This window comes from Aeromonas crassostreae, from assembly GCF_054052445.1.
In genome coordinates, this window is the sequence record NZ_JBSTYM010000011.1 from 22,122 (window position 1) to 41,501 (window position 19,380).

Below are 19,380 nucleotides of genomic sequence, written 5' to 3' on the forward strand. Positions count from 1 at the left end.
TCGCGCGTTTACAAGGGATGGGATTTCCAGTTTAATGATTCGTCCCCTCACCCTTGGGGCAGGAAGCAGGCTCGTGGAAGGAGCCGATAACAACAACATCAGGAAGATGAAATGAACCTCGCCAAGACGGCGATCGAACGCCCCATCTGGGTGGCGGTCTCGGTCGTGCTCATCTTTTTTGCCGGCCTGCTCAGCATGCGCAGCCTGCCGGTGCAGCTGTTCCCGGACATAGAGCGTCCCCATCTCAACATCTTCGTCTCCTGGCGATCCGCCTCGCCGCAAGAGATGGAGTCCGAGATAACGGATCCCATCGAGCAGGAGCTGCAGGGGGTGCAGGGGCTCAAGAGCCTCACCAGCAACAGCTACCCCGGCTTCGTCGAGATGGATCTGGCGTTTGCCATCGGCACCGACATGCAGCGGGTACAGCTGGAGATCATCTCGCGGCTGAACCGGGTCTCCAGCCTGCCGGACAACATAGAGGGCCCCTACCTCAACAACTACAGCAGCAACGATACCCTCACCTTCTTCTTCATCCAGCAGCTGCCGGGGACCGTGGGGAGCCTGGATGAGCAGCAGCCGCTGATTGAGTCCAGGGTCAAGCCGGAGTTGGAGCGCATCCCCGGGGTCTCCACCGTGGAGATAGACGGCATCAATGCCCGCCAGATCCAGATCCGCTTCGACCCTTACCGCGCCGCCGAGCTGGGGGTGGAGATCCCCGAGCTGGCGAGCCGGGCCGCCACCGGCTGGGATGTCTCCGCCGGTACCCTCGACATAGGGCGCTGGGAGTACAAGCTGCGCTTCGCCGGTCGCTACGACGTGGAGAGCCTCAAGGACAAGGTGGTGGACTGGCGCGATGGCCTGCCCATCTACCTGCGGGACGTGGCCGAGGTGCGGTTGACCCGGGAGCAGAACCCTGTGCTGCGCATCCAGAATGGCAACCAGGCCATCTCGGCCCAGATCTACAAGGAGAACGGCGCCAATGCCCTGGCGGCCCTGGAGGCGATCAAGGCCAGGGTGGGCGAGCTCAACCGCGAGGTGCTCGAGCCCGTCGGGCTGCACATGGCGCAGTCGTTCGATGCCTCCCTCTACATCAACCGCGCCATTCACATGGTCACCGCCAACCTGGGGCTGGGGGTGCTGCTCTCCTGCGCCATCCTCTGGGTCTTCCTGCGTCGGCTCAAGGCGACCCTGATGATAGCGCTCGCCATTCCCATCAGCATCATGCTGACTCTCTGCCTGCTCAAGCTGATGGACAGGACCCTCAACGTCATCTCCCTGGCCGGGATAGCGTTCGCGGTGGGCATGGTGCTCGATGCCGCCATCGTGGTGCTGGAGAGCATCTACCGGCGCCACGAGCGGGGGGATCTCGACAAGGCGGGGGCGGCCCTGGCGGGCACCAGCCAGGTGTGGGCGGCCCTGGTCGCCTCCACCCTCACCACAGTGGCCATCTTCTTGCCGGTGCTCCTGCTCAACGACGTGGAGGGGCAGCTGTTCGCAGACCTCGCGCTCACCATCGCCTGCGCCGTCACCGTCTCCATGCTGGTGGCCGTCTCTGTGCTGCCGGCGGTGGCGTCGCGCTGGATGGGGCAAGAGGGGCTGAGGGACCCCTATGGCGATCACTGGCGCCGGGCCACGGCGCGCATCCTCCACTGGACCCGCACCCCGGCGCGGCGCTGGACCCTCATCCTCACCATGATGAGCCTGCCTGTGCTGGCGACCTGGGCCCTGCTGCCCAAGATGAACTATCTGCCGGACGTGAAGCGCGACGCCATCGACGTCTGGATGAGCTTCACCCCGGGGGTCAACCTCAAGGCCCAGCGGGAAGAGGTGATAGACACCCTGATCGCCCGGCTCGATCCCTACATGAAAGGAGAGAAGGAGCCGGCCCTCAAGAACTACTACATCATGCGCTACCCGGGCGGGGCCCAGATCGGGGTGCGGGCCAGGGAGGAGGGGCGCATCAAGGAGCTGGAGACCTTGCTGATGCAGGATCTGTTGCAGGGCATCCCGGATACCCGGGCCTTCGGCGGCCAGGGCTCGCTGTTTGGCGGTTTTGGCAGCGAAAACGGGGTCGAGTTGTTGCTCCAGGGTGGGGATCTGCCCGAGCTCTATCACGCGGCCCGGGCGGCCATGGCGATCGTGAAACAGGATCTGCCGGGGGCCCAGGTGCGGCCCGAGCCCTCCCTGGACTTCACCGCCCCCGAGCTGCGGCTGGTGCCGCAAGACAGGCGCCTGGCGGAGGTAGGCTGGGATCGCACCCCCATGCCGACCATCATCCAGACCCTGGGGGACGGCCTGAGGGTCGGCGAATACTTCGACGGCGACGAGCGCTTCGACATCCTGCTGATGGGGCAGGCCTCGGGCAACCCGGACGATCTGCGGGCGTTGCCCCTGGCCACCCCCAGGGGCGGCATAGTGCCCCTCGGCGAGCTGCTGAAGGTGGAGCATGATCTGGGGCCATCGGGCATCTTTCGCGCCGATGGGCGCCGCAGCCTGAGCCTGCAGATCACTCCGGCACAGGGGATGAGCATGGAGCAGGTGCTCGACACCCTCAAGGAGAAGAGCTTCGCCCGCATCCGCCCCCTGCTCCCCGCCGGCGGCGAGTTGCGGGTGTCTGGCAACGCCGACAGCCTGCAGCAGGCCCTCGGCAATCTGGGGGGCATCTTCCTGTTCGCCCTGGTGATCCTGCTGGTGCTGCTGTGGGGCCTGTTCGCCTCGGTCCGGGATGCCCTGCTGGTGTTGCTGACCCTGCCGCTCGCCACCGTGGGCGGCGTGGTGGCGCTGGTCATCAGCGGGCGGGTGGCGCCGCTGCCCATGGATCTGCTGACCATCATCGGCTTCGTCATCCTGCTGGGTCTGGTGGTCAACAACGCCATCTTGCTGGTGCATCAGACCCGCTTGGCCGAGCGGGAGGGGATGACGCGCCCGGTGGCGGTGGCGGATGCGCTGCAAAGTCGGATGCGCCCCATCGCCATGACCAGTCTGACCAGCATCTTCGGCATGTTGCCCCTGATGCTGAGCCCGAGTGCGGGCAGCGAGATCTACCGGGGGCTGGCCACCGTCATCGTCGGCGGCATGAGCTGCAGCACCCTGTTTACCCTCATATTGCTGCCCGCCTTCCTGCGCCTGGGGGAGCAGGAGCCGGCAGCGGTGGCGCTGCGCCAGCGCGCCTGATGAACGAACGCGTCCATGGAAAGGAGAGAGATGTGAACAAGATGATTGCGGGGCTCGCCCTGATGGCGAGCCTGCCGCTCTGGGCCAAGTCGGTCACCCTGGCCGACGTCACCCGGGGCGATGCCGGAGCCAGCCTCTGGATCAGTGGCACTGTCGCCAGCCGCCAGCAGGCGGAGCTGAGCGCCGAGCAGAGCGGGCGGGTGGAGTGGATTGCCGAGTTCGGCAGCCGGGTCGAGGCGGGTCAGGTGTTGCTGCGCCTCGACGCCGCGGCGCTGCGCCTCTCCCTGGAGCAGGCCCGGGCCGAGCAGGCCAGGTGGGCCAGCAGCCTGCGCTTTGCCAGGGCGGAGTTCGAGCGCCAGGACAAGCTGCGCAAGCAGCACAATGCCTCCCTCAGCCAGTTCGACAAGGCCAGGCTGGAGATGGAGCAGGCGGAGCTGGCGCTGCAGCTGGCGGAGATAGCGGCGCGCCAGATAGAGGATCAGATCCGCCGCAGCCAGATCCATGCCCCCTTCGCCGGGGTGGTGAACCATCACTTCATCCAGCCGGGGGAACATGTGGATGCGGGGGAGAAGGCACTGGCGCTGGTCAACCCGGATGCGCCGGACATCCGCTTGCAGGCCCCCATCGACTGGGCCCTGCGCCTGGCCCCCGACACCCTGCTCAAGGTCGAGGGGGCCGGTTTGCAGGGGGAGGCGAGCTATTACCAGCGGGCGGCCAGTGCCGACCCCGTCTCCCGGCTCATCGAGCTCAGACTCAAGCCGACTCAGGGCAGCTACATCATAGGGGCGCCGGTGCGGGTTGCCCTGCCCCTGGGGGGGCAGCAGGCCATGCTGCTGCCCAGGGACGCCCTGGTGCTCAACACCGAGGGTAGCGTGGTGTACCGGGTCGAGGGGGAGGGGGATGCCCTGACGGTGAGCCGGGTGCCGGTCACCATCTTGTTCGGTGACGAGCACCAGGTCGCCATCAGCGGCGCCCTGACCCCGGGGGACAGGGTGGTGGTGCGCGGCGCCGGGGCCCTGAGCGACGGTGACAAGGTGGAACTCTATCGCGGTAGCTGAGCGGCGTCATTCCCATGCAAAAACGGCTCCCGAGGGAGCCGTTTTTGTTGCCGGTGGCGGGGATCACTCGACCATCATCACCTTGCAGGTGTTGGTGCTGCCGACGGTTTCCATCTTGTCGCCGTGGGTCAGCAACACCATGTCGCCGCTCTGGAGCAGCCCCTTGGCCTTGAGCACGTCCAGGGCCTCGCGGCACACCTCGTAGACGGGGCGGCTCTCGTCGGCATCGAACAGCACAGGGGTGACGCCCCGGTAGAGGTTGGTCCAGGCGAGGGTCTTGGCATGGGGGGACATGGCGAAGATCGGCAGGCCCGAGCTGATGCGGGACATCAGCAGCGGCGTGGTGCCCGACTCGGTCAGGGCGACGATGGCCTGCACCCCTTCCAGGTGGTTGGCCGCATACATGGTGGACATGGCCACCGCCTCTTCCACCGAGGTGAAGGTGTAGTTCATGCGGTGGTTGGAGACGTTCAGGCTCGGGTGCTTCTCGGCCCCCACGCAGACGCTGGCCATGGAGGTGACCGTCTCGATGGGGAACTGGCCGGCGGCGGTCTCGGCGGAGAGCATGACCGCATCGGTACCGTCCAGCACGGCGTTGGCCACGTCCATCACCTCGGCGCGGGTCGGCAGCGGGGCGTTGATCATGGACTCCATCATCTGGGTCGCGGTGATCACCACGCGGTTCAGGCGGCGGGAGTGGCGAATGAGCTTCTTCTGCACGCCCACCAGCTCGGGATCGCCGATCTCGACACCCAGATCGCCCCGGGCCACCATGACGGCGTCTGAGCCGAGGATGATGTCTTCCATCGCCTCGTCGCTGGCGACGGTCTCGGCGCGTTCCACCTTGGCCACTATCTTAGCGTTGGAGCCGGCCTCGCGGGCCAGCTCGCGGGCGTAGCGCAGGTCATCGCCGCAGCGGGGGAAGGAGACGGCCAGGTAGTCCACGTTCATGCGGGCGGCGGTCTTGATGTCTTCCTTGTCCTTCTCGGTCAGGGCCGGTGCGGAGAGACCACCCCCCTTCTTGTTGATGCCCTTGTTGTTGGAGAGGGGCCCGGCCACGGTCACCGTGGTGTGAATACGGCTGCCTTCGACCCGCTCCACTTTCAACTGCACCCGGCCGTCGTCGAGCAGCAGGATGTCGCCCGCCACCACGTCATCGGGCAGGCTCTTGTAGTCGATGCCGACCTGCTCCTGGCAGCCTTCCCCCTTGCCGAGGGCGGCATCCAAGATGAAGCTGTCGCCGATGGCGAGATAGACCTTGCCATCCTTGAAGGTGGAGACCCGGATCTTGGGGCCCTGCAGGTCACCCATGATGGCCACGTGGCGGCCCAGCTTGGCGGCGATGGTGCGAACCTGTTCGGCCCGCTGGATGTGATCTTCTGCACTGCCGTGAGAGAAATTCATTCGCACCATGTCGGCCCCGGCGCGGATGATCCCCTCGAGGATGCCTTCGCGGTCGGTGGCAGGGCCGAGTGTGGTCACAATCTTTGTACGTCTTGGCATGAAAGACTCCAGTTTGAAGTTGATATGACTTGAAATACTGTCCCGGCGGGCAGAGCCCCGATCGCCATCGGAGGGGATCTTGTTGCTAAACGACAATACTACACAATGGCGGCAGGCACACCTAGCGGGGGCCCGGGGCCCCCACAGACTCAGGAGGAGTGGGGTGTATCAAAGCGGGATTCGCGCAAACCTTCCTTGACCTTCTTCAGGTTTTCACGAAATTTCATGCCGCGGCGCAGGGTGAAACCGGTCGCCAGCACATCCACCAGGGCGAGCTGGGCGATGCGTGACGCCATGGGCATGTAGACGTCGGTGTCTTCCGGCACGTCCATGGAGAGCACCAGGTTGCACTCCCGGGCCAGGGGGGAGTCCTTGGAGGTCATGCCGATCACGGTGGCATCGTTCTCCCGGGCCAGGGCGGCTATCTCCACCAGGGCCTTGGTGCGCCCCGTGTGGGAGATGAGCACCACCACGTCCCCTTCGCTGCTGTTGATGCAGCTCATGCGCATCATGACGATGTCATCGAAGCTCACCACGGGAATGTTGAAGCGGAAGAACTTGTTCTGGGCATCCCGGGCGACGGCGGAGGAGGCGCCCAGGCCAAAGAAGCTGATCTTCTTGGACTGGGTCAGGATGTCGACGCAGCGGTTGATGGCGGAGATATCCAGGCTGTTCTTGGCGGCATCGAGGCAGGCCATGGTGGACTCGAAGATCTTGGCGGTGTAGATCTCGGGGCCATCTTCCGCCTCGACGTGGCGGTTCACATAGGGAGTGCCGTTGGCCAGGCTCTGGGCCAGGTGCAGTTTGAAGTCCGGGAAACCCTTGGTGTCGAGGCGGCGGCAGAAACGGTTGACGGTCGGTTCGCTGACATCGGCCAGTTTGGCGAGGGCGGCGATGCTGGAGTGGATGGCCGTCTGGGGAGAGGCGAGGATCACCTCGGCGACTTTGCGTTCCGATTTACTGAAACTTTCCAAATTGTTCGTAATCTTATCGAGGGTATTCATTATTACCACCAGGATTTCTTGTAATTTAGCTTCAGTGTCTTGGCACTAAATAGCAGGCTGGGCGGGTTCAAAACCAGGATGATGACTATACAAGACAAGCGTTTACCGGGACTAATCTCGGCCATGTAAAGTATGACTCACGTCTAATTATTTCGTTATTTTAGTTACAAATTTCCACTCACTTCCTGAAAGCGCTTACAAATGTTGCAAAGCAACAACACTGTGAGCCCGCGCACGTTTGTCGCCTCCGGCCGCCCCGTCGGGCGGCGCCTCGGGTAGAATCCGTGCCAAATAATAAGCTCGGGACGCAGCGTCGCCCCGACCCGTAACGAAGGAGTGATTATGCAGCATACCCATGCCCTGGTCGGCGACGTCGGCGGTACCAATGCCAGGCTTGCCCTGTGCGAGCTGGCCACCGGCACCATTTCCCAGGCCAAGACCTATTCCGGGCTGGAGCATCCCAGCCTGGAGGCCGTGATCCGCCTCTATCTGGCGGAGCAGCTGGCGCAGGTGAGCGAGGCCTGCATCGCCATCGCCTGCCCGGTCAACGGCGACTGGGTCGCCATGACCAACCACAGCTGGGAGTTCTCCATCGGCGAGATGCAGGCCCGCCTGGGTCTGGCACGCCTGCTGGTGATCAACGACTTCACCGCCGTCTCCATGGCGGTGCCCGTGCTGTCGGATGCCGACAAGATCCAGCTGGGGGGCGAGGCTCCCCAGGCGGACAAGCCGGTGGCCATCTATGGGGCGGGGACCGGCCTTGGCGTCGCCCACCTGGTCAAGGCGGGGGCGCAGTGGCTGAGCCTGCCCGGTGAGGGGGGCCATGTGGATTTTGCCGCCAACACCGAGGAAGAGGATGCGGTGCTGCAGGTGATGCGCGGCGAGCTGGGCCATGTCTCGGCCGAGCGTTTCCTCTCCGGTCCGGGTCTGGTCAATCTCTACCGTGGCCTGGTCAAGTCCGACGGCCGCGAGCCGGCGGAGCTGGCGCCCCGGGAGATCACCGAGCGGGCCCTGGCGGGCGAGTGCCTCGATTGCCGCCGCACCTTAAGCCTGTTCTGCGTGTTGATGGGGCGTTTTGCCGGCAACCTGGCCCTCAATCTGGGGGCCTTCGGCGGCGTCTATATCGCCGGTGGCATAGTGCCGCGCTTCCAGGAGTTCTTCCTCGCCTCCGGTTTTCGGGTGGCGTTTGAAGACAAGGGCCGCTTCAAGTCCTATCTCAAGGAGATCCCCGTCTTCCTCATCACCCATCCGGGGCCGGGTCTGCTGGGGGCCGGGGCCTATCTGCGCCAGAGCATGGGAATGAGCCTCTGATTCAGTCTCGATTAAGGGGATGGCGCTTATAGTGCTCCCACGCATTCAAGACTCGTTGGCATCACAGGAGGTGGTGCAACGGGTCACTCATTGAATGTGTGTATCACCTGACAGAGTCTGAACTCGCTTGACCGGCCCATGGGCCGGTTTTTTTTGTCCGTCGTTCCCACTGCGAGTTTCAGGTGAGCTCGCCACCGGACGCTGGCGAGGGGGATTCCTGGTAGGGGGGGCTGGCTGGACTGGCGGCTGCCGGTCGCGACGGCGTCTTGCCCCGTCCGGGCTCAGGGGAGCGTCAGGGTGAATCTGGCGCCGCCCAGAGGGGAGCCATCCACCCGGATATCGCCGCCATAGCTGTGGACTATTTCGGTGACCACCGCCAGACCTATGCCCTGGCCGGGGGAGCTGTCGGCGCGCACCCCGCGCTGGAAGATCTGTTGCGACTTGGCGGGATCGATGCCGGGGCCATCGTCTTCCACCTCGATCAGCAGGCCCGAGCCCTGGCGGCGTACCTGCACCCGGATCTCGCCGATGGCGAACTTGCAGGCGTTGTCGAGCAGGTTGCCCATCAGCTCCATCAGATCCCCCTGCTCACCGGCGAAGAAGACGTCATCGTCGAATTGGAAGCGGGTTTGCAGCTTTTTGTGGCGATAGACCTTGGCGAGGCTGGCCAGCAGCTTCTCGATGAGGGGGACGGGTTCGGTCCCCTTGCCGGCGAGGCGTTTACGCCCGGTCACGGCCCGGCGCAGCTGATACTGGATCATCTGATCCATGGTCAGGATCTGCTCGTTGATGTTGTCGTGCAGCTCCCGCCCCAGCGGGATGTCCCGGGTCGTCATCTGAATGAGCGCCAGCCGGGTTTTCAAGCTGTGGGCCAGATCGTTCAAGGCATGCTGGTAACGCTGGGTCTGCTGACGCTCGTTTTCCAACAGCTGGTTGACCGATCCGGTCAGGGGGGTCAGCTCGCGCTCGTAGTCCTGGGAGAGGGCGTCGCGCTTGCCCGCCCGGATCTCGTCTATCTGGCGCGCCATGGTGCGCAGGGAGGAGAGGCTCCAGAAACTGGTGAGCAGCAAGAGGGCGCCGAGCAGGAGGTAGGCGATCAGGGCGATGCGGATCCGCTGATAGAGGTAGACCCGTATTTGCTGCTGGTACTGGTTGGCGGAATCTATCATCACCACGTAGTAGGTGACGGGGCCCTGACCCAGGTTGCGCATGAAGCGCAGGCTGTAGATGAAGTAGCTGTTGCCGCTCTCTACGGTGATCTGCTTGAAGACGTAGTCGTGATCCATCTTGCCGAGATAGCGCATCAGATCCGGACAGAGGGTGGGCTTGTTCTCGATCACCTCCGGCTTGTGCAGGCTGGACCAGCTCATCTGGCCATCGGCACGGCAGATCAGGGTATCGAGGGAGGGATCGACCGCCATCGGACTGAGGTCGTCGAATCCGGCCTGCCCGGGCTGGTTGGGGAGCTTGGCGGAGAACAGCTTGGAGAGATTCTCCTGCATCTGGGTGCTGGTCCGCTTGGCCAGTTCCTCCTGCTTGGCCAGGTAGAGGGCATAGACGGAGAAGGCCAGGATGAGGGCGACGACCAGCATGGTGCTCAGCATCATCTTGGCTAGCAGTGAGCGGCGAATGAGCATCATGGCTCCGGTCACCTCGATGGGGGCGGGGCAAGGTCCCGCCGTGTTTGGGGCCGCGCCCGCGTCAGCTGCATGACAGGTTGAAGATGTAACCCTGACGACGGATGGTGGAGATGGGCAGTATGGTCCCTTCCGGATCCAGTTTCTTGCGCAGCCGGCTCACCATCACCTCTATGGTGTTGGGGTCCCCTTCACCATCCCCATAGAGCTGATCGAGCAGCTGCTGTTTGGAGACCACCTGGCGGGCGTTGCGCATCAGATACTCCAGGATCAGGTATTCGAAACTGGTCAGCACCACCACCTCATCGGCGATGGTCAGCTCCTTGCGCGACAGATCCAGCACATAGTCCCCTGCCTGCACCCTGGGGGAGATGAAGCCGGCGCTGCGCCGCACCAGGGCATTGAGACGGGCCAGCAGCTCGTCTTTCTGGAACGGCTTGACCAGATAGTCATCGGCCCCCGCCTCCAGCCCTTCGACCTTGTCCTGCCAATTGCCGCGGGCGGTCAGCACTATGATGGGGAAGGCAATCTGCCGCTCTCGCAACTCTCTGATGAGCTGCAGGCCATCCATGTCCGGCAGGCCGAGGTCGATGATGGCCACGTCTATGGGGTAGTCCTCGGCATAGTGCAGCGCCACCTGGGCGCTGTCGGTGCCATGCACCTGATTCTGTGCCTCGGTCAGCAGGGTGGTGAGATGGTGATTGAGCAGCTTGTCGTCTTCGACCAACAATATTTTCATAAGGTGCACGATCATGGGGATCCAGGCTGTCAATTAGAGAATTTATATCGGGGAGAGTCAATCAGCATCCTAACAGGCGTGCCTGTATCGGGACTGAATCAGGAGGCCCTAAAGGGGATCGCCCACCCCCCCTGCCGTCAGCTCCCCCAGTGGCAAATGGGGCCTTGCATCGCCCGTGACGCCCGTTTTTCAGGGACCGTTGAGCCATGGTATGCCGCTTTGTCCCCCACCATGAGCGGCACTCATGACGTGATCTGCGTTCGTTTTTCCCCGCTCTCGACTTCCTTCCGCCGTCTGGCCGGTTATGATGGCCATCGGCTGACACCGCCACGGACAAGCGGGCCAGTGGCGGCTTGATGCGCCACTGTGAGTGGTTTTCAGGAGGGGAAACCGGGCGCCTCCTGTCGCCTGGACATCCGGTTTGCGGTGATGGCGGCAACATCTGCCCTGCCTGCCCATCGCCTGGTATCGGGTGTAGCGAGAGGATGTGCGACAATGAGAGACCCGAAGCGTCATCGCTTCTTTTATGCCAAGTTGGGCAGGGCAAATACCCTGGCAGAGAGATGCCTCAATGGTGACACCCCCATAGGGTGTATGGCGGTCCCGATCTTTTTTGATCTCAGGGCAGACACAAGAGCACAATTTGAACGTGAAGGATCGGCCAAAGAACAAGGAAGAAATTTTTTCTGGTGCTCTGATCATCCAGAGAATGCCTTCATCATAGTGCTGCATCAGGCTGAATTGCATATATTGCGTCCAGTGGCTGAGGCTCAATTTTTTCGATGCTCGAAAAAGTTCGGATATGCTGATGCTGGCGATTATGTGAAATTTCTGCCGGTCGAAGCGATGGGGAAATATCCCTTCAGTGAGATCCCCTTGATATTATCCAGCATGTCGGCAAATGCCTATTATTATATGGGGACTTTCAGGGAAATTACCGACTATGGAAATGTTCTTGCATTGCAACACCTGGTTGGTATCGATGCTATGCCGGTGACAACAGCGCAAGATATTATTCGTTGTTTGAGCAGTACCGAACTGGAAACCCTGACGGCAAAGATCTTTGAAGAGTCCGGCTGCTTTGTTCCATCCTATATGGGCGGCGTTCTCAAGGATGTTGATATCATCGCAAGAAATACATCAGAGAACATCATTCGTGTATTCGATACGGAGATAGCTCCCCGCCAGGGCGTCTCCATACAGGTGAAAAGATCGACGGGTAACACCAGCCAGGCAGGCTGTGACATTCTGATTTCGGGTGAGCGAGATGCCGAGACGGTTGTCACCTTGGCCAAGGCCAGTCCACGAACCAAACGGTGGCTTTCTGACTCACTTCACTGGTTGCCCAATGAGGCGAGAATCATGTTTGATTTAGAATAAAATCATACACGCCATCTCGGACAATCGCCTTGCGAGCACGGGCAGTGTCACGCATCGTTCGCAGAAGAAATATCCATTTCCGGTAGAGGTTATCATGAGAAATAGCAATATTGGTGAGCTGGTACTGAGTGAGCAGCAGATCCGGCAAGGCGTGACCATAGTGGCTGAAAAATTGAACGAACATTATAGGGATGCCGTCATCATCACCATAGTCCCAGGTGGCATATTGTTTACCGCCGACCTGGTCAGGCAGCTTGATTTTGATATATGCATGGACTATATCTCTTGCCCCCATATACCGGGGGAGAGGCATAACCAGTCTGATATCGTATTTCATGACAATATCGGCATTGAGGGCAGGGATGTCATCATGATCGATGATGCCATCGAATCAGGTGGGACCATGAAGCGCCTGGTGGAGCATATCCGCGGTCACTATGGGGTCAAGTCCCTCTCGATCGCGACACTCCTGGTCAAGCCAGGCCGAATAGATATTCCAGTACCACAGCATTATGCGTTTGAGATGAAAGATGATGCGTTGCTCGTCGGCTATGGCTTGCCCTGGCAAGACAAGATGAGAAATATTCCCTATATATCAAAACTGGTTAAATAGAGGGTGGCGAGTATCGCCACCCTGACCTAAGGCGGGGGAGAGGCAATATATCTGGCATGCCTCTGCTCATCAAATAGGCACCTAGTCCATATCCCTCTCTGCCCGATATTATTCATAAGCATTATGCTCATTGACTTGGCTGTCACGGCCCAATTCATCGGCAAAGATCAACCAGGTGGTGATGAAGAGTGCGGCAATGATGGGCCCCAGCACAAAGCCATTGATACCAAATACAATGATGCCTCCCAAGGTGGAGAGCAGGATCAGATAATCGGGCATCTTGGTGTCTCTGCCCACCAGGATGGGCCTGAGGATGTTGTCGACCAGGCCGATCACTAAGGCGCCAAAGAGGGTCAGTATGACCGCATCCACCAGGTTGCCGGACGCGAACAGATAGACGGCGACCGGCCCCCAGATAAGGCCAGCCCCCACGACGGGGATCATGGATAACAGCGTCATGACCACGCCCCATATTATCGGGCCCTGGATGCCCAGGACCGCAAAGATGATCCCGCCCAGCAGACCCTGCAAGATGGCGACGGCAAAATTCCCCTTCATGGTGGCCCTGGCCACTTCGGAAAACTTGGCAAGCATCAGTCTTTCCCGGCGATTGCCCAGGGGGAGGGCATCAATGATCTTCTCGACCAGATGCTGGCCATCTCTTATCATGAAGAAGGCGACATACAGCATGATGCAGATATCGAGTATCAGGCTGAATGCCCCTTGCCCCACGCTGAAGGCGTGCTGCGCTATATAGCGCGTAATAAATACCGCCGCATTGGTCAACTGATTCCTGACCTCACCATAATCTATCCCGAGGGAACTCATGATATCGTGCAGCGCGGGAAAGGAGGCCTTGATGGTGTCCAGATATTCACCAAAATTAATCTTTCCCGCCTGCATGGTTTGATAAAGACCATTGATCTCTTTCATGAAGGACCAACCAAGAAAGAGAACGGGCACTATCAGCACCACCACGCACAGCAACAGGGTCAGCAGTGATGCCCCATTTTTCCCCAGCTTGAATTGATGCCGGATTTTCTCATTGATGGGTAGGAAGAGCACTCCAATCATGCAGGCCCAGAAAATAGCAGAGAAAAATGGCATCAGCATCCAGATGAAAAAGCCACTGATGATGGCCAAGGCAAGCATGAAGGATCTATTTTCCAATGATGCAATCATGTTCAGTCTCCTGATTATTGTAGGCTGAAGACAAGCAGCAGTACGCCGAGTGCCAGGCGATAAATGACAAATGGCAGCATCCCCATGCGCTCTATTATTTTCAAGAAATAATGAATGCAGGCATAGGCGGCGACAAAGCTGACGACAATACCAATCAATAATTCACCCATGTCTATGTCTGCTGGACTCGTCATCAATTGCCAGCCCAGATATAGACCGGCAAGGGTGATGATGGGAATGGACAGCAGAAAGGAGAATGTCGCGGCCGTACGGCGATCGAAACCCAGCAAGAGTGCCATTGTCATCGTGATACCGGAACGGGAAGTACCAGGGATCAGGGCGATGGCCTGCGCCAGGCCGATTTTCAATGCGTCCTTGACCCCGATGTCTTTCATCTCCCTGGCGAGCGTGGACTTGCGGTCCGCATACCAGAGCAACAGGCCAAAGAGGAGGGTGCTGATGGATATCACCAGGGTCGAGCGTGCGCTGCCTTCAATGAATCCCTTGCCGACAAGGCCCATGACGGCCGCTGGTATGGTGGCCAGGATCAACAGCCAGGCGAGACGGCCCTGCTCCGTGCGCTGGCCGCGCAATGAGCGCCGCCAACCCTGGATGAGGGCGCCGACATCGCGCCGAAAATAGATGACGACCGCAGACAGGGTGCCGACATGGACGGCGACATCAAACGCCAGGCCCTGATCCTGCCAGCCGAAGATCCTGGAGGGTAATATCAAGTGCGCAGAGCTGGAGATGGGCAGGAACTCTGTCAATCCCTGGATCAAAGCCAGGAAGACGGATTGAAAAATGTCCATCAGATAACAAACCTCTATTTTTAGGGCCGAATCTACCACCCTTGTCTTATTGATGCCAAGGCAACTTTTATTTGAAATACGCGGTGTTGTTCATGTGATATTCACATCGTGCTTTGTGCAACGGCAGCACCAATAGCTTCGCCCATTGAACAAAATGGAATAAATAGACTTGGTTTTGATAAGTAATTGAAAGTGAATGACTTTTTAATTGTTTTCCTACTGAGATATTCGTTGCATCTGTCCCTTGAATGTCGCTAGAATCTGGTCAATTCAAACCACGCCGAGGTCCGTTTCCGTTTCATGAGTTTACTTATAGCATTCGCTGTATTGTCTATTGGTGTTTCCTTTCTATGTTCCATCCTGGAGGCTGCCCTCCTCTCGATTACCCCCAGTTATATAGCTCAACTGAAGCTGTCCAACCCCAGGCTTTATGAGCGCATGCGCCTGCTGAAAGACAAGATAGATCAGCCATTGGCTGCGATTTTGACCCTTAATACGGTTGCTCATACCGTTGGTGCCACAGGTGTCGGCGCGCAAGTGACCATCGTTTTTGGCGATGGTTATCTGGGGATGGCATCTGCTGTGATGACAGTGTTGATCCTCGTGCTGTCAGAGATAATGCCAAAATCCATTGGTGCTCGCCATTGGCGTGCATTGGCGCCGATATTGCCTGGATTGTTGAATGGCATGATTTTCTTGCTCAAGCCGTTTATTTGGATTTCCGATCAGGTGATGAAATTGTTCGGTGCCCATACCCCGGAACATGACATACGGCAAGAGATCAAGGCACTTGCGATGCTTGGTCGTGAGATGAACAAGCTTGACGAGGATGAGCAGCGCACGATTGCCAATATTCTGGATCTTCATGAAACCAGTGTGCGAGATATTATGACGCCCCGTACCGTGTGCCAGATTGTCAGCCCGGATATGACGGTGGCTGATTTTGCCAATCATGCGCATGCCAATCGTTTTTCTCGCTACCCTGTCATTGATAAGGATGAAAATCCATTAGGATTGGTATTTCGCTATGACGTGATCAACGCAGACCATACAGAGACGGTATCCAGCCTTGTCAAGCCGGTTACCATAGTGACGGACAAGGTGAATGTTGAAAGTGTCATGAGCCAGTTCATGCAAGAGAGGCAGCATATGTTTCTCGTGTATGACGAGTACGGTACCTGGCTGGGCTTGGTGACGATGGAAGATGTTATCGAGACCATCATTGGCAAACCCATCATGGATGAGACGGATGAAATTCCCAATATGAGGCGCTTTGCCAAGCGTCGTTGGCAACACAGAATGAAGCATATCAACGAGGATTAATGGGCATTGACTTCCCCATGACATCTCACCCATTTGTACCATCAGACAGGTTATCGATATTTATTTATGGAACGTATTTTTGAAAAGCTGATGTATTCCTCACGCTGGATCATGGCCCCCATCTATCTCGGCCTGAGCCTGATCCTGCTGGCATTGGGCATCAAATTTTTCCAGGAGATACTGCATGTCCTGCCCAATATTCTGGCGATCCGTGAGGTTGATCTGGTGCTGGTCACCCTGTCGCTGATCGACATCGCCTTGGTGGGCGGACTCATCGTCATGGTCATGTTTTCGGGTTATGAAAACTTTGTCTCCCGCCTGGATGTGGGGGAGAGCGAGGACAAGCTGGGCTGGCTCGGAAAACTGGATGCAGGTTCCCTCAAGAACAAGGTGGCTGCCTCGATTGTTGCCATCTCATCCATTCATCTGCTGAAGGTGTTCATGAATACCGAGAACATCCCGAATGACAAAATAAAATGGTATCTGCTTATTCATGTCACCTTCGTCCTGTCAGCCTTTGCCATGGGCTACCTGGACAAGATCACCAAGGGCAAATGATGGCGGCGCGCTCACGCCGTCGACAGTGGGGCTGAGCCTGTCTGTCCCCCCATCGCGAATGCAGCGCCCTTGAGGTGAACTGACGCGCATTGAAAAAGCCAGCCCGTTTTCACGGGCTGGCTTTTTTGCTGTCCCCTGCAGGCAGGGGGGCAGTGGGGGCGGACTCAGCCGACCAGGCTGGCCCAGAGATCGTACTCGTCCGCCTCGTCGATGCGGACCTTGACCATGTCGCCGGGTTTCAGGCCGGTCTCGCCGTTCAGGTAGACAAGGCCGTCGATCTCGGGGGCGTCGGCGAAGGAGCGGCCGGTGGCGCCCTCTTCGTCCACCTCGTCGATCAGCACCGTCATCACCTGACCGACCTTGCGGGCGAGCTTGCGAACGGAGACCTGCTGTTGCAGCTCCATGAAGCGCTGGAAGCGCTCCTCCTGCACGGCTTCCGGCACAGGATCCGGCAGCTCGTTGGCCTTGGCGCCTTCGACCGGGCTGTATTTGAAGCAGCCGACGCGGTCCAGCTCCGCCTTGTCGATGAAGTCCAGCAGCATCTGGAACTCTTCTTCGGTCTCGCCGGGGAAGCCGACGATGAAGGTGGAACGCAATGTGATCTCGGGGCAGATCTCGCGCCACTTCTGGATGCGCTCCAGGGTGCGTTCGACGGTACCCGGGCGCTTCATCAGCTTCAGGATGCGCGGGCTGGCGTGTTGCAGCGGGATATCGAGATAAGGCAGTACCTTGCCATCGCGCATCAGCGGGATGACGTCATCCACGTGGGGGTAGGGGTAGACGTAGTGCAGGCGCACCCAGATGTCGAGCTTGGCCAGCTCCTCGCACAGGGCCACCATGCTGGTCTTGACCGGCATGCCGTCGTAGAAACCGGTGCGGTGCTTGACGTCGACGCCGTAGGCGGAGGTGTCCTGGGAGATCACCAGTATCTCTTTGACGCCGGCCTCTTTCAGACGCTTTGCCTCGGCCAGCACTTCGCCGATGGGGCGGCTCACCAGATCCCCGCGCATGGAGGGGATGATGCAGAAGGTGCAGCGGTGGTTGCAGCCTTCGGAAATCTTGAGATAGGCGTAGTGGCGCGGGGTCAGCTTGACACCCTGGGCCGGCACCAGGCTGGTGAAGGGGTTGTGGGTGGGTTTTTCCACGTATTTGTGGACGTGGCCCAGCACCTCTTCATAGGCGTGGGGGCCGGTGATCTCGAGCACCTTGGGGTGGATCTCGCGGATCTGGTTCTCTTTGGCACCCAGGCAGCCGGTGACGATCACCTTGCCGTTCTCGGCCAGGGCCTCGCCGATGGCTTCCAGGGATTCCTGCACTGCGCTGTCGATGAAGCCGCAGGTGTTGACCACCACCAGTTCCGCATCGTCATAGCTGGGCACCACGTCGTACCCTTCGGTACGCAGCTGGGTCAGGATGCGCTCGGAATCGACCAGGTTTTTAGGGCAACCCAAGGAGACGAATCCTACTTTGGGGGCCTGTTTTGTGTTGGACATCGCTCAATCACTCTTAGGTGGCTCTCTTATAAGGGCGCGGATTTTACCGGAATGGCTAACCAAAAACTATACAGCGGGCGCAACGGAGCAGAACAAACTTTGTGGTGGCGCCAGCGTGCCGACCTGGGCGCTGCCCTCGGAGCGGTACCGTGAGCCCGGGCTTTTCCGGTTTCAGTCAAATCTGCTACTGTGACCCAGGGTTTATCACGGGTGATGGAGAGCAAGATGAAGATTCGACTGCTGGTCATGGCAATGGTACTGGCATTGGCTTCGGCCCCAACGCTGGCGGATTGGGCCAAGGTGAAGGAGGCCGCCACCGAGCTCGGCAGCGCGGTGAGCGAGACCAGCAAGGAGGCGTGGCAAGATGTCACGGATTTTTCCAAACAGACCTGGGACTCGGTCTCCCGGTGGGGAGAGGAGACCTTCAACACCGCCGGGGAGTGGAGCGACAAGAGCGTGACGACCGGCAAGGCATGGTTGGAGACCGCCGACAAGCAGCTCGACACCCTGCTCGAACCCAAGACCCCGGCCGAGGCCAGAACCGCCCTCGATACCATGGCCGACACCGCCCTGGTGCGGCTGTTCAACGAGCAACCCTCCGCCAAGCTGCTGTTTGACCAGGCCTATGGCTATGCGGTGTTTGACTCGCGCAAGTTCTCCCTGATGGTGCACACCAACCAGGGATCCGGGGTGGCGGTCAACCGTCAGGACGATAGCCGTACCTATATGAAGATGTTTGGCGCCGGTTTGGCCGCCGGGCTGGGGGGCAAGTTCTACCAGCAGGTGATCCTGTTCGAGGACAAGGCCAGGTTCGATGCCTTCGTCAATCAAGGCTGGGAGGCCACCTCCGAGGTGGGCGCCGTGGCGGGCAAGGAGAGCGCCGAGCTGACGGCCAAATACAATGGCGGCATGGCCATCTATCAGATCGGCGAGAAAGGGCTGCTGCTCGATGCCAATATTTCCGGCTCCAAGTACTGGCTCGATGACGATCTGAACAAGGAGTAGCCGCCCGGGCTCTGCGGGAAATGTTTCTTGTATCATATTGAAATGCGGTCTGTTTAAATGACGCGACGCGCAGTAGAAGAGGGCCTTTCGCCCTCTTTTTCATGGCCGGGAACGGCGCCTCTGCTCGCCCTGCCCGGCAGCCAGGCGTGCCTGGGTGGCTCCCTCATCGCTCCTGGTTGGCACCTTATTTGCTTAAGTGATGCCAGCGTCAATGATTTGTCTGGGGAAGGGTGATGGAAATAAGTGCAAGCAGCCTGATGCAAGAGATGCAGGCCCTCAAGGTAGAAGCGGGTATCCCGGCCATCAGCCAGCCGGCCGGTCAGGTCAGCTCGGATTTTGGCCAGCTGTTGCAGCAGGCCCTCGGCCACGTCAACGGCCTGCAGGGGAACGCCAACGATCTGCGCAGCCGGCTCGACATGGGCGACAAGTCGGTGGATCTCTCCGATGTGATGATCGCCGGCCAGAAAGCCTCCATCGCCTTCGAGGCGACGGTGCAGGTGCGCAACAAGATGGTCGATGCCTACAAGACCATCATGAATATGCCGGTATAAGGGTGCGCATGCCGCGACCCGACCAGAAGATAAGGAC

Annotated in this window: 16 protein-coding genes; 9 read left to right on the forward strand and 7 right to left on the reverse strand. The window is 59.7% G+C overall.

Annotation, left to right across the window (positions count from 1 at the left end):
* Positions 1-111 precede the first annotated feature (111 nt).
* The gene (locus ACW5W4_RS10410; protein ID WP_456689310.1) at positions 112-3,174 is read left to right on the forward strand and encodes an efflux RND transporter permease subunit; all 3,063 of its coding nucleotides are present in this window, start codon (positions 112-114) and stop codon (positions 3,172-3,174) included.
* Positions 3,175-3,215: 41 nt separating this feature from the next.
* Positions 3,216-4,232 (forward strand): efflux RND transporter periplasmic adaptor subunit, encoded by a 1,017-nt coding sequence (locus ACW5W4_RS10415; RefSeq protein WP_427262960.1) that lies wholly within the window; start codon positions 3,216-3,218, stop codon positions 4,230-4,232.
* Positions 4,233-4,295: 63 nt separating this feature from the next.
* Here ACW5W4_RS10415 and pyk read toward each other — a convergent pair whose 3' ends face one another.
* Together pyk and ACW5W4_RS10425 are read right to left on the reverse strand one after the other, a co-directional pair.
* On the reverse strand, positions 4,296-5,735 hold the full coding sequence (pyk, locus tag ACW5W4_RS10420) for a pyruvate kinase (protein ID WP_427262928.1): 1,440 nt from the start codon (positions 5,733-5,735) through the stop codon (positions 4,296-4,298).
* A gap of 149 nt (positions 5,736-5,884) precedes the next feature.
* Positions 5,885-6,739 (reverse strand): MurR/RpiR family transcriptional regulator, encoded by an 855-nt coding sequence (locus tag ACW5W4_RS10425; protein WP_167335478.1) that lies wholly within the window; start codon positions 6,737-6,739, stop codon positions 5,885-5,887.
* A gap of 342 nt (positions 6,740-7,081) precedes the next feature.
* On the opposite strand from ACW5W4_RS10425, the gene glk reads away from it, so the two are divergent.
* Positions 7,082-8,050, forward strand: coding sequence for a glucokinase (glk, locus tag ACW5W4_RS10430; protein WP_427262927.1), 969 nt, complete (start codon positions 7,082-7,084; stop codon positions 8,048-8,050).
* Between the two features lie 281 nt (positions 8,051-8,331).
* On the opposite strand, the gene ACW5W4_RS10435 is transcribed toward glk, so the two are convergent.
* Both ACW5W4_RS10435 and ACW5W4_RS10440 read right to left on the reverse strand, forming a co-directional pair.
* Positions 8,332-9,690: an ATP-binding protein gene (locus ACW5W4_RS10435; protein ID WP_456689311.1), complete on the reverse strand. Its 1,359-nt coding sequence runs from the start codon at positions 9,688-9,690 to the stop codon at positions 8,332-8,334.
* 61 nt (positions 9,691-9,751) lie between these two features.
* Positions 9,752-10,426, reverse strand: coding sequence for a response regulator transcription factor (locus ACW5W4_RS10440; RefSeq protein WP_427262925.1), 675 nt, complete (start codon positions 10,424-10,426; stop codon positions 9,752-9,754).
* Positions 10,427-10,921: 495 nt separating this feature from the next.
* Between ACW5W4_RS10440 and ACW5W4_RS10445 the strand changes: the two genes are divergently transcribed.
* Both ACW5W4_RS10445 and ACW5W4_RS10450 read left to right on the forward strand, forming a co-directional pair.
* Positions 10,922-11,806, forward strand: coding sequence for a hypothetical protein (locus ACW5W4_RS10445; RefSeq protein WP_456689312.1), 885 nt, complete (start codon positions 10,922-10,924; stop codon positions 11,804-11,806).
* 94 nt (positions 11,807-11,900) lie between these two features.
* Positions 11,901-12,419 (forward strand): phosphoribosyltransferase, encoded by a 519-nt coding sequence (locus tag ACW5W4_RS10450; protein ID WP_456689313.1) that lies wholly within the window; start codon positions 11,901-11,903, stop codon positions 12,417-12,419.
* Between the two features lie 108 nt (positions 12,420-12,527).
* Here the strand turns inward: ACW5W4_RS10450 and ACW5W4_RS10455 are convergent, their stop codons facing one another.
* On the reverse strand, positions 12,528-13,601 hold the full coding sequence (locus ACW5W4_RS10455; RefSeq protein ID WP_456689314.1) for an AI-2E family transporter: 1,074 nt from the start codon (positions 13,599-13,601) through the stop codon (positions 12,528-12,530).
* A gap of 14 nt (positions 13,602-13,615) precedes the next feature.
* Positions 13,616-14,413, reverse strand: a complete 798-nt coding sequence (locus ACW5W4_RS10460) for an undecaprenyl-diphosphate phosphatase (protein WP_456689315.1) — start codon at positions 14,411-14,413, stop codon at positions 13,616-13,618.
* 300 nt (positions 14,414-14,713) lie between these two features.
* Here ACW5W4_RS10460 and ACW5W4_RS10465 point away from each other — a divergent pair, with 300 nt between their 5' ends.
* Both ACW5W4_RS10465 and ACW5W4_RS10470 read left to right on the forward strand, forming a co-directional pair.
* Positions 14,714-15,736 carry a CNNM domain-containing protein gene (locus ACW5W4_RS10465; protein WP_408798038.1) on the forward strand — a complete coding sequence of 341 codons (1,023 nt, stop codon included), beginning with the start codon at positions 14,714-14,716 and terminating at the stop codon, positions 15,734-15,736.
* A 66-nt stretch (positions 15,737-15,802) separates the two neighbouring features.
* Positions 15,803-16,294, forward strand: coding sequence for a TIGR00645 family protein (locus ACW5W4_RS10470; RefSeq protein ID WP_456689316.1), 492 nt, complete (start codon positions 15,803-15,805; stop codon positions 16,292-16,294).
* A gap of 164 nt (positions 16,295-16,458) precedes the next feature.
* Here ACW5W4_RS10470 and rimO read toward each other — a convergent pair whose 3' ends face one another.
* On the reverse strand, positions 16,459-17,787 hold the full coding sequence (rimO, locus tag ACW5W4_RS10475; RefSeq protein ID WP_456689317.1) for a 30S ribosomal protein S12 methylthiotransferase RimO: 1,329 nt from the start codon (positions 17,785-17,787) through the stop codon (positions 16,459-16,461).
* A gap of 225 nt (positions 17,788-18,012) precedes the next feature.
* Here rimO and befA point away from each other — a divergent pair, with 225 nt between their 5' ends.
* Positions 18,013-18,792 carry a beta cell expansion factor BefA gene (befA, locus tag ACW5W4_RS10480; protein WP_456689318.1) on the forward strand — a complete coding sequence of 260 codons (780 nt, stop codon included), beginning with the start codon at positions 18,013-18,015 and terminating at the stop codon, positions 18,790-18,792.
* A 233-nt stretch (positions 18,793-19,025) separates the two neighbouring features.
* Positions 19,026-19,343, forward strand: coding sequence for a flagellar hook-basal body complex protein FliE (fliE, locus tag ACW5W4_RS10485; RefSeq protein ID WP_456689319.1), 318 nt, complete (start codon positions 19,026-19,028; stop codon positions 19,341-19,343).
* The last annotated feature ends 37 nt before the right edge of the window (positions 19,344-19,380 follow it).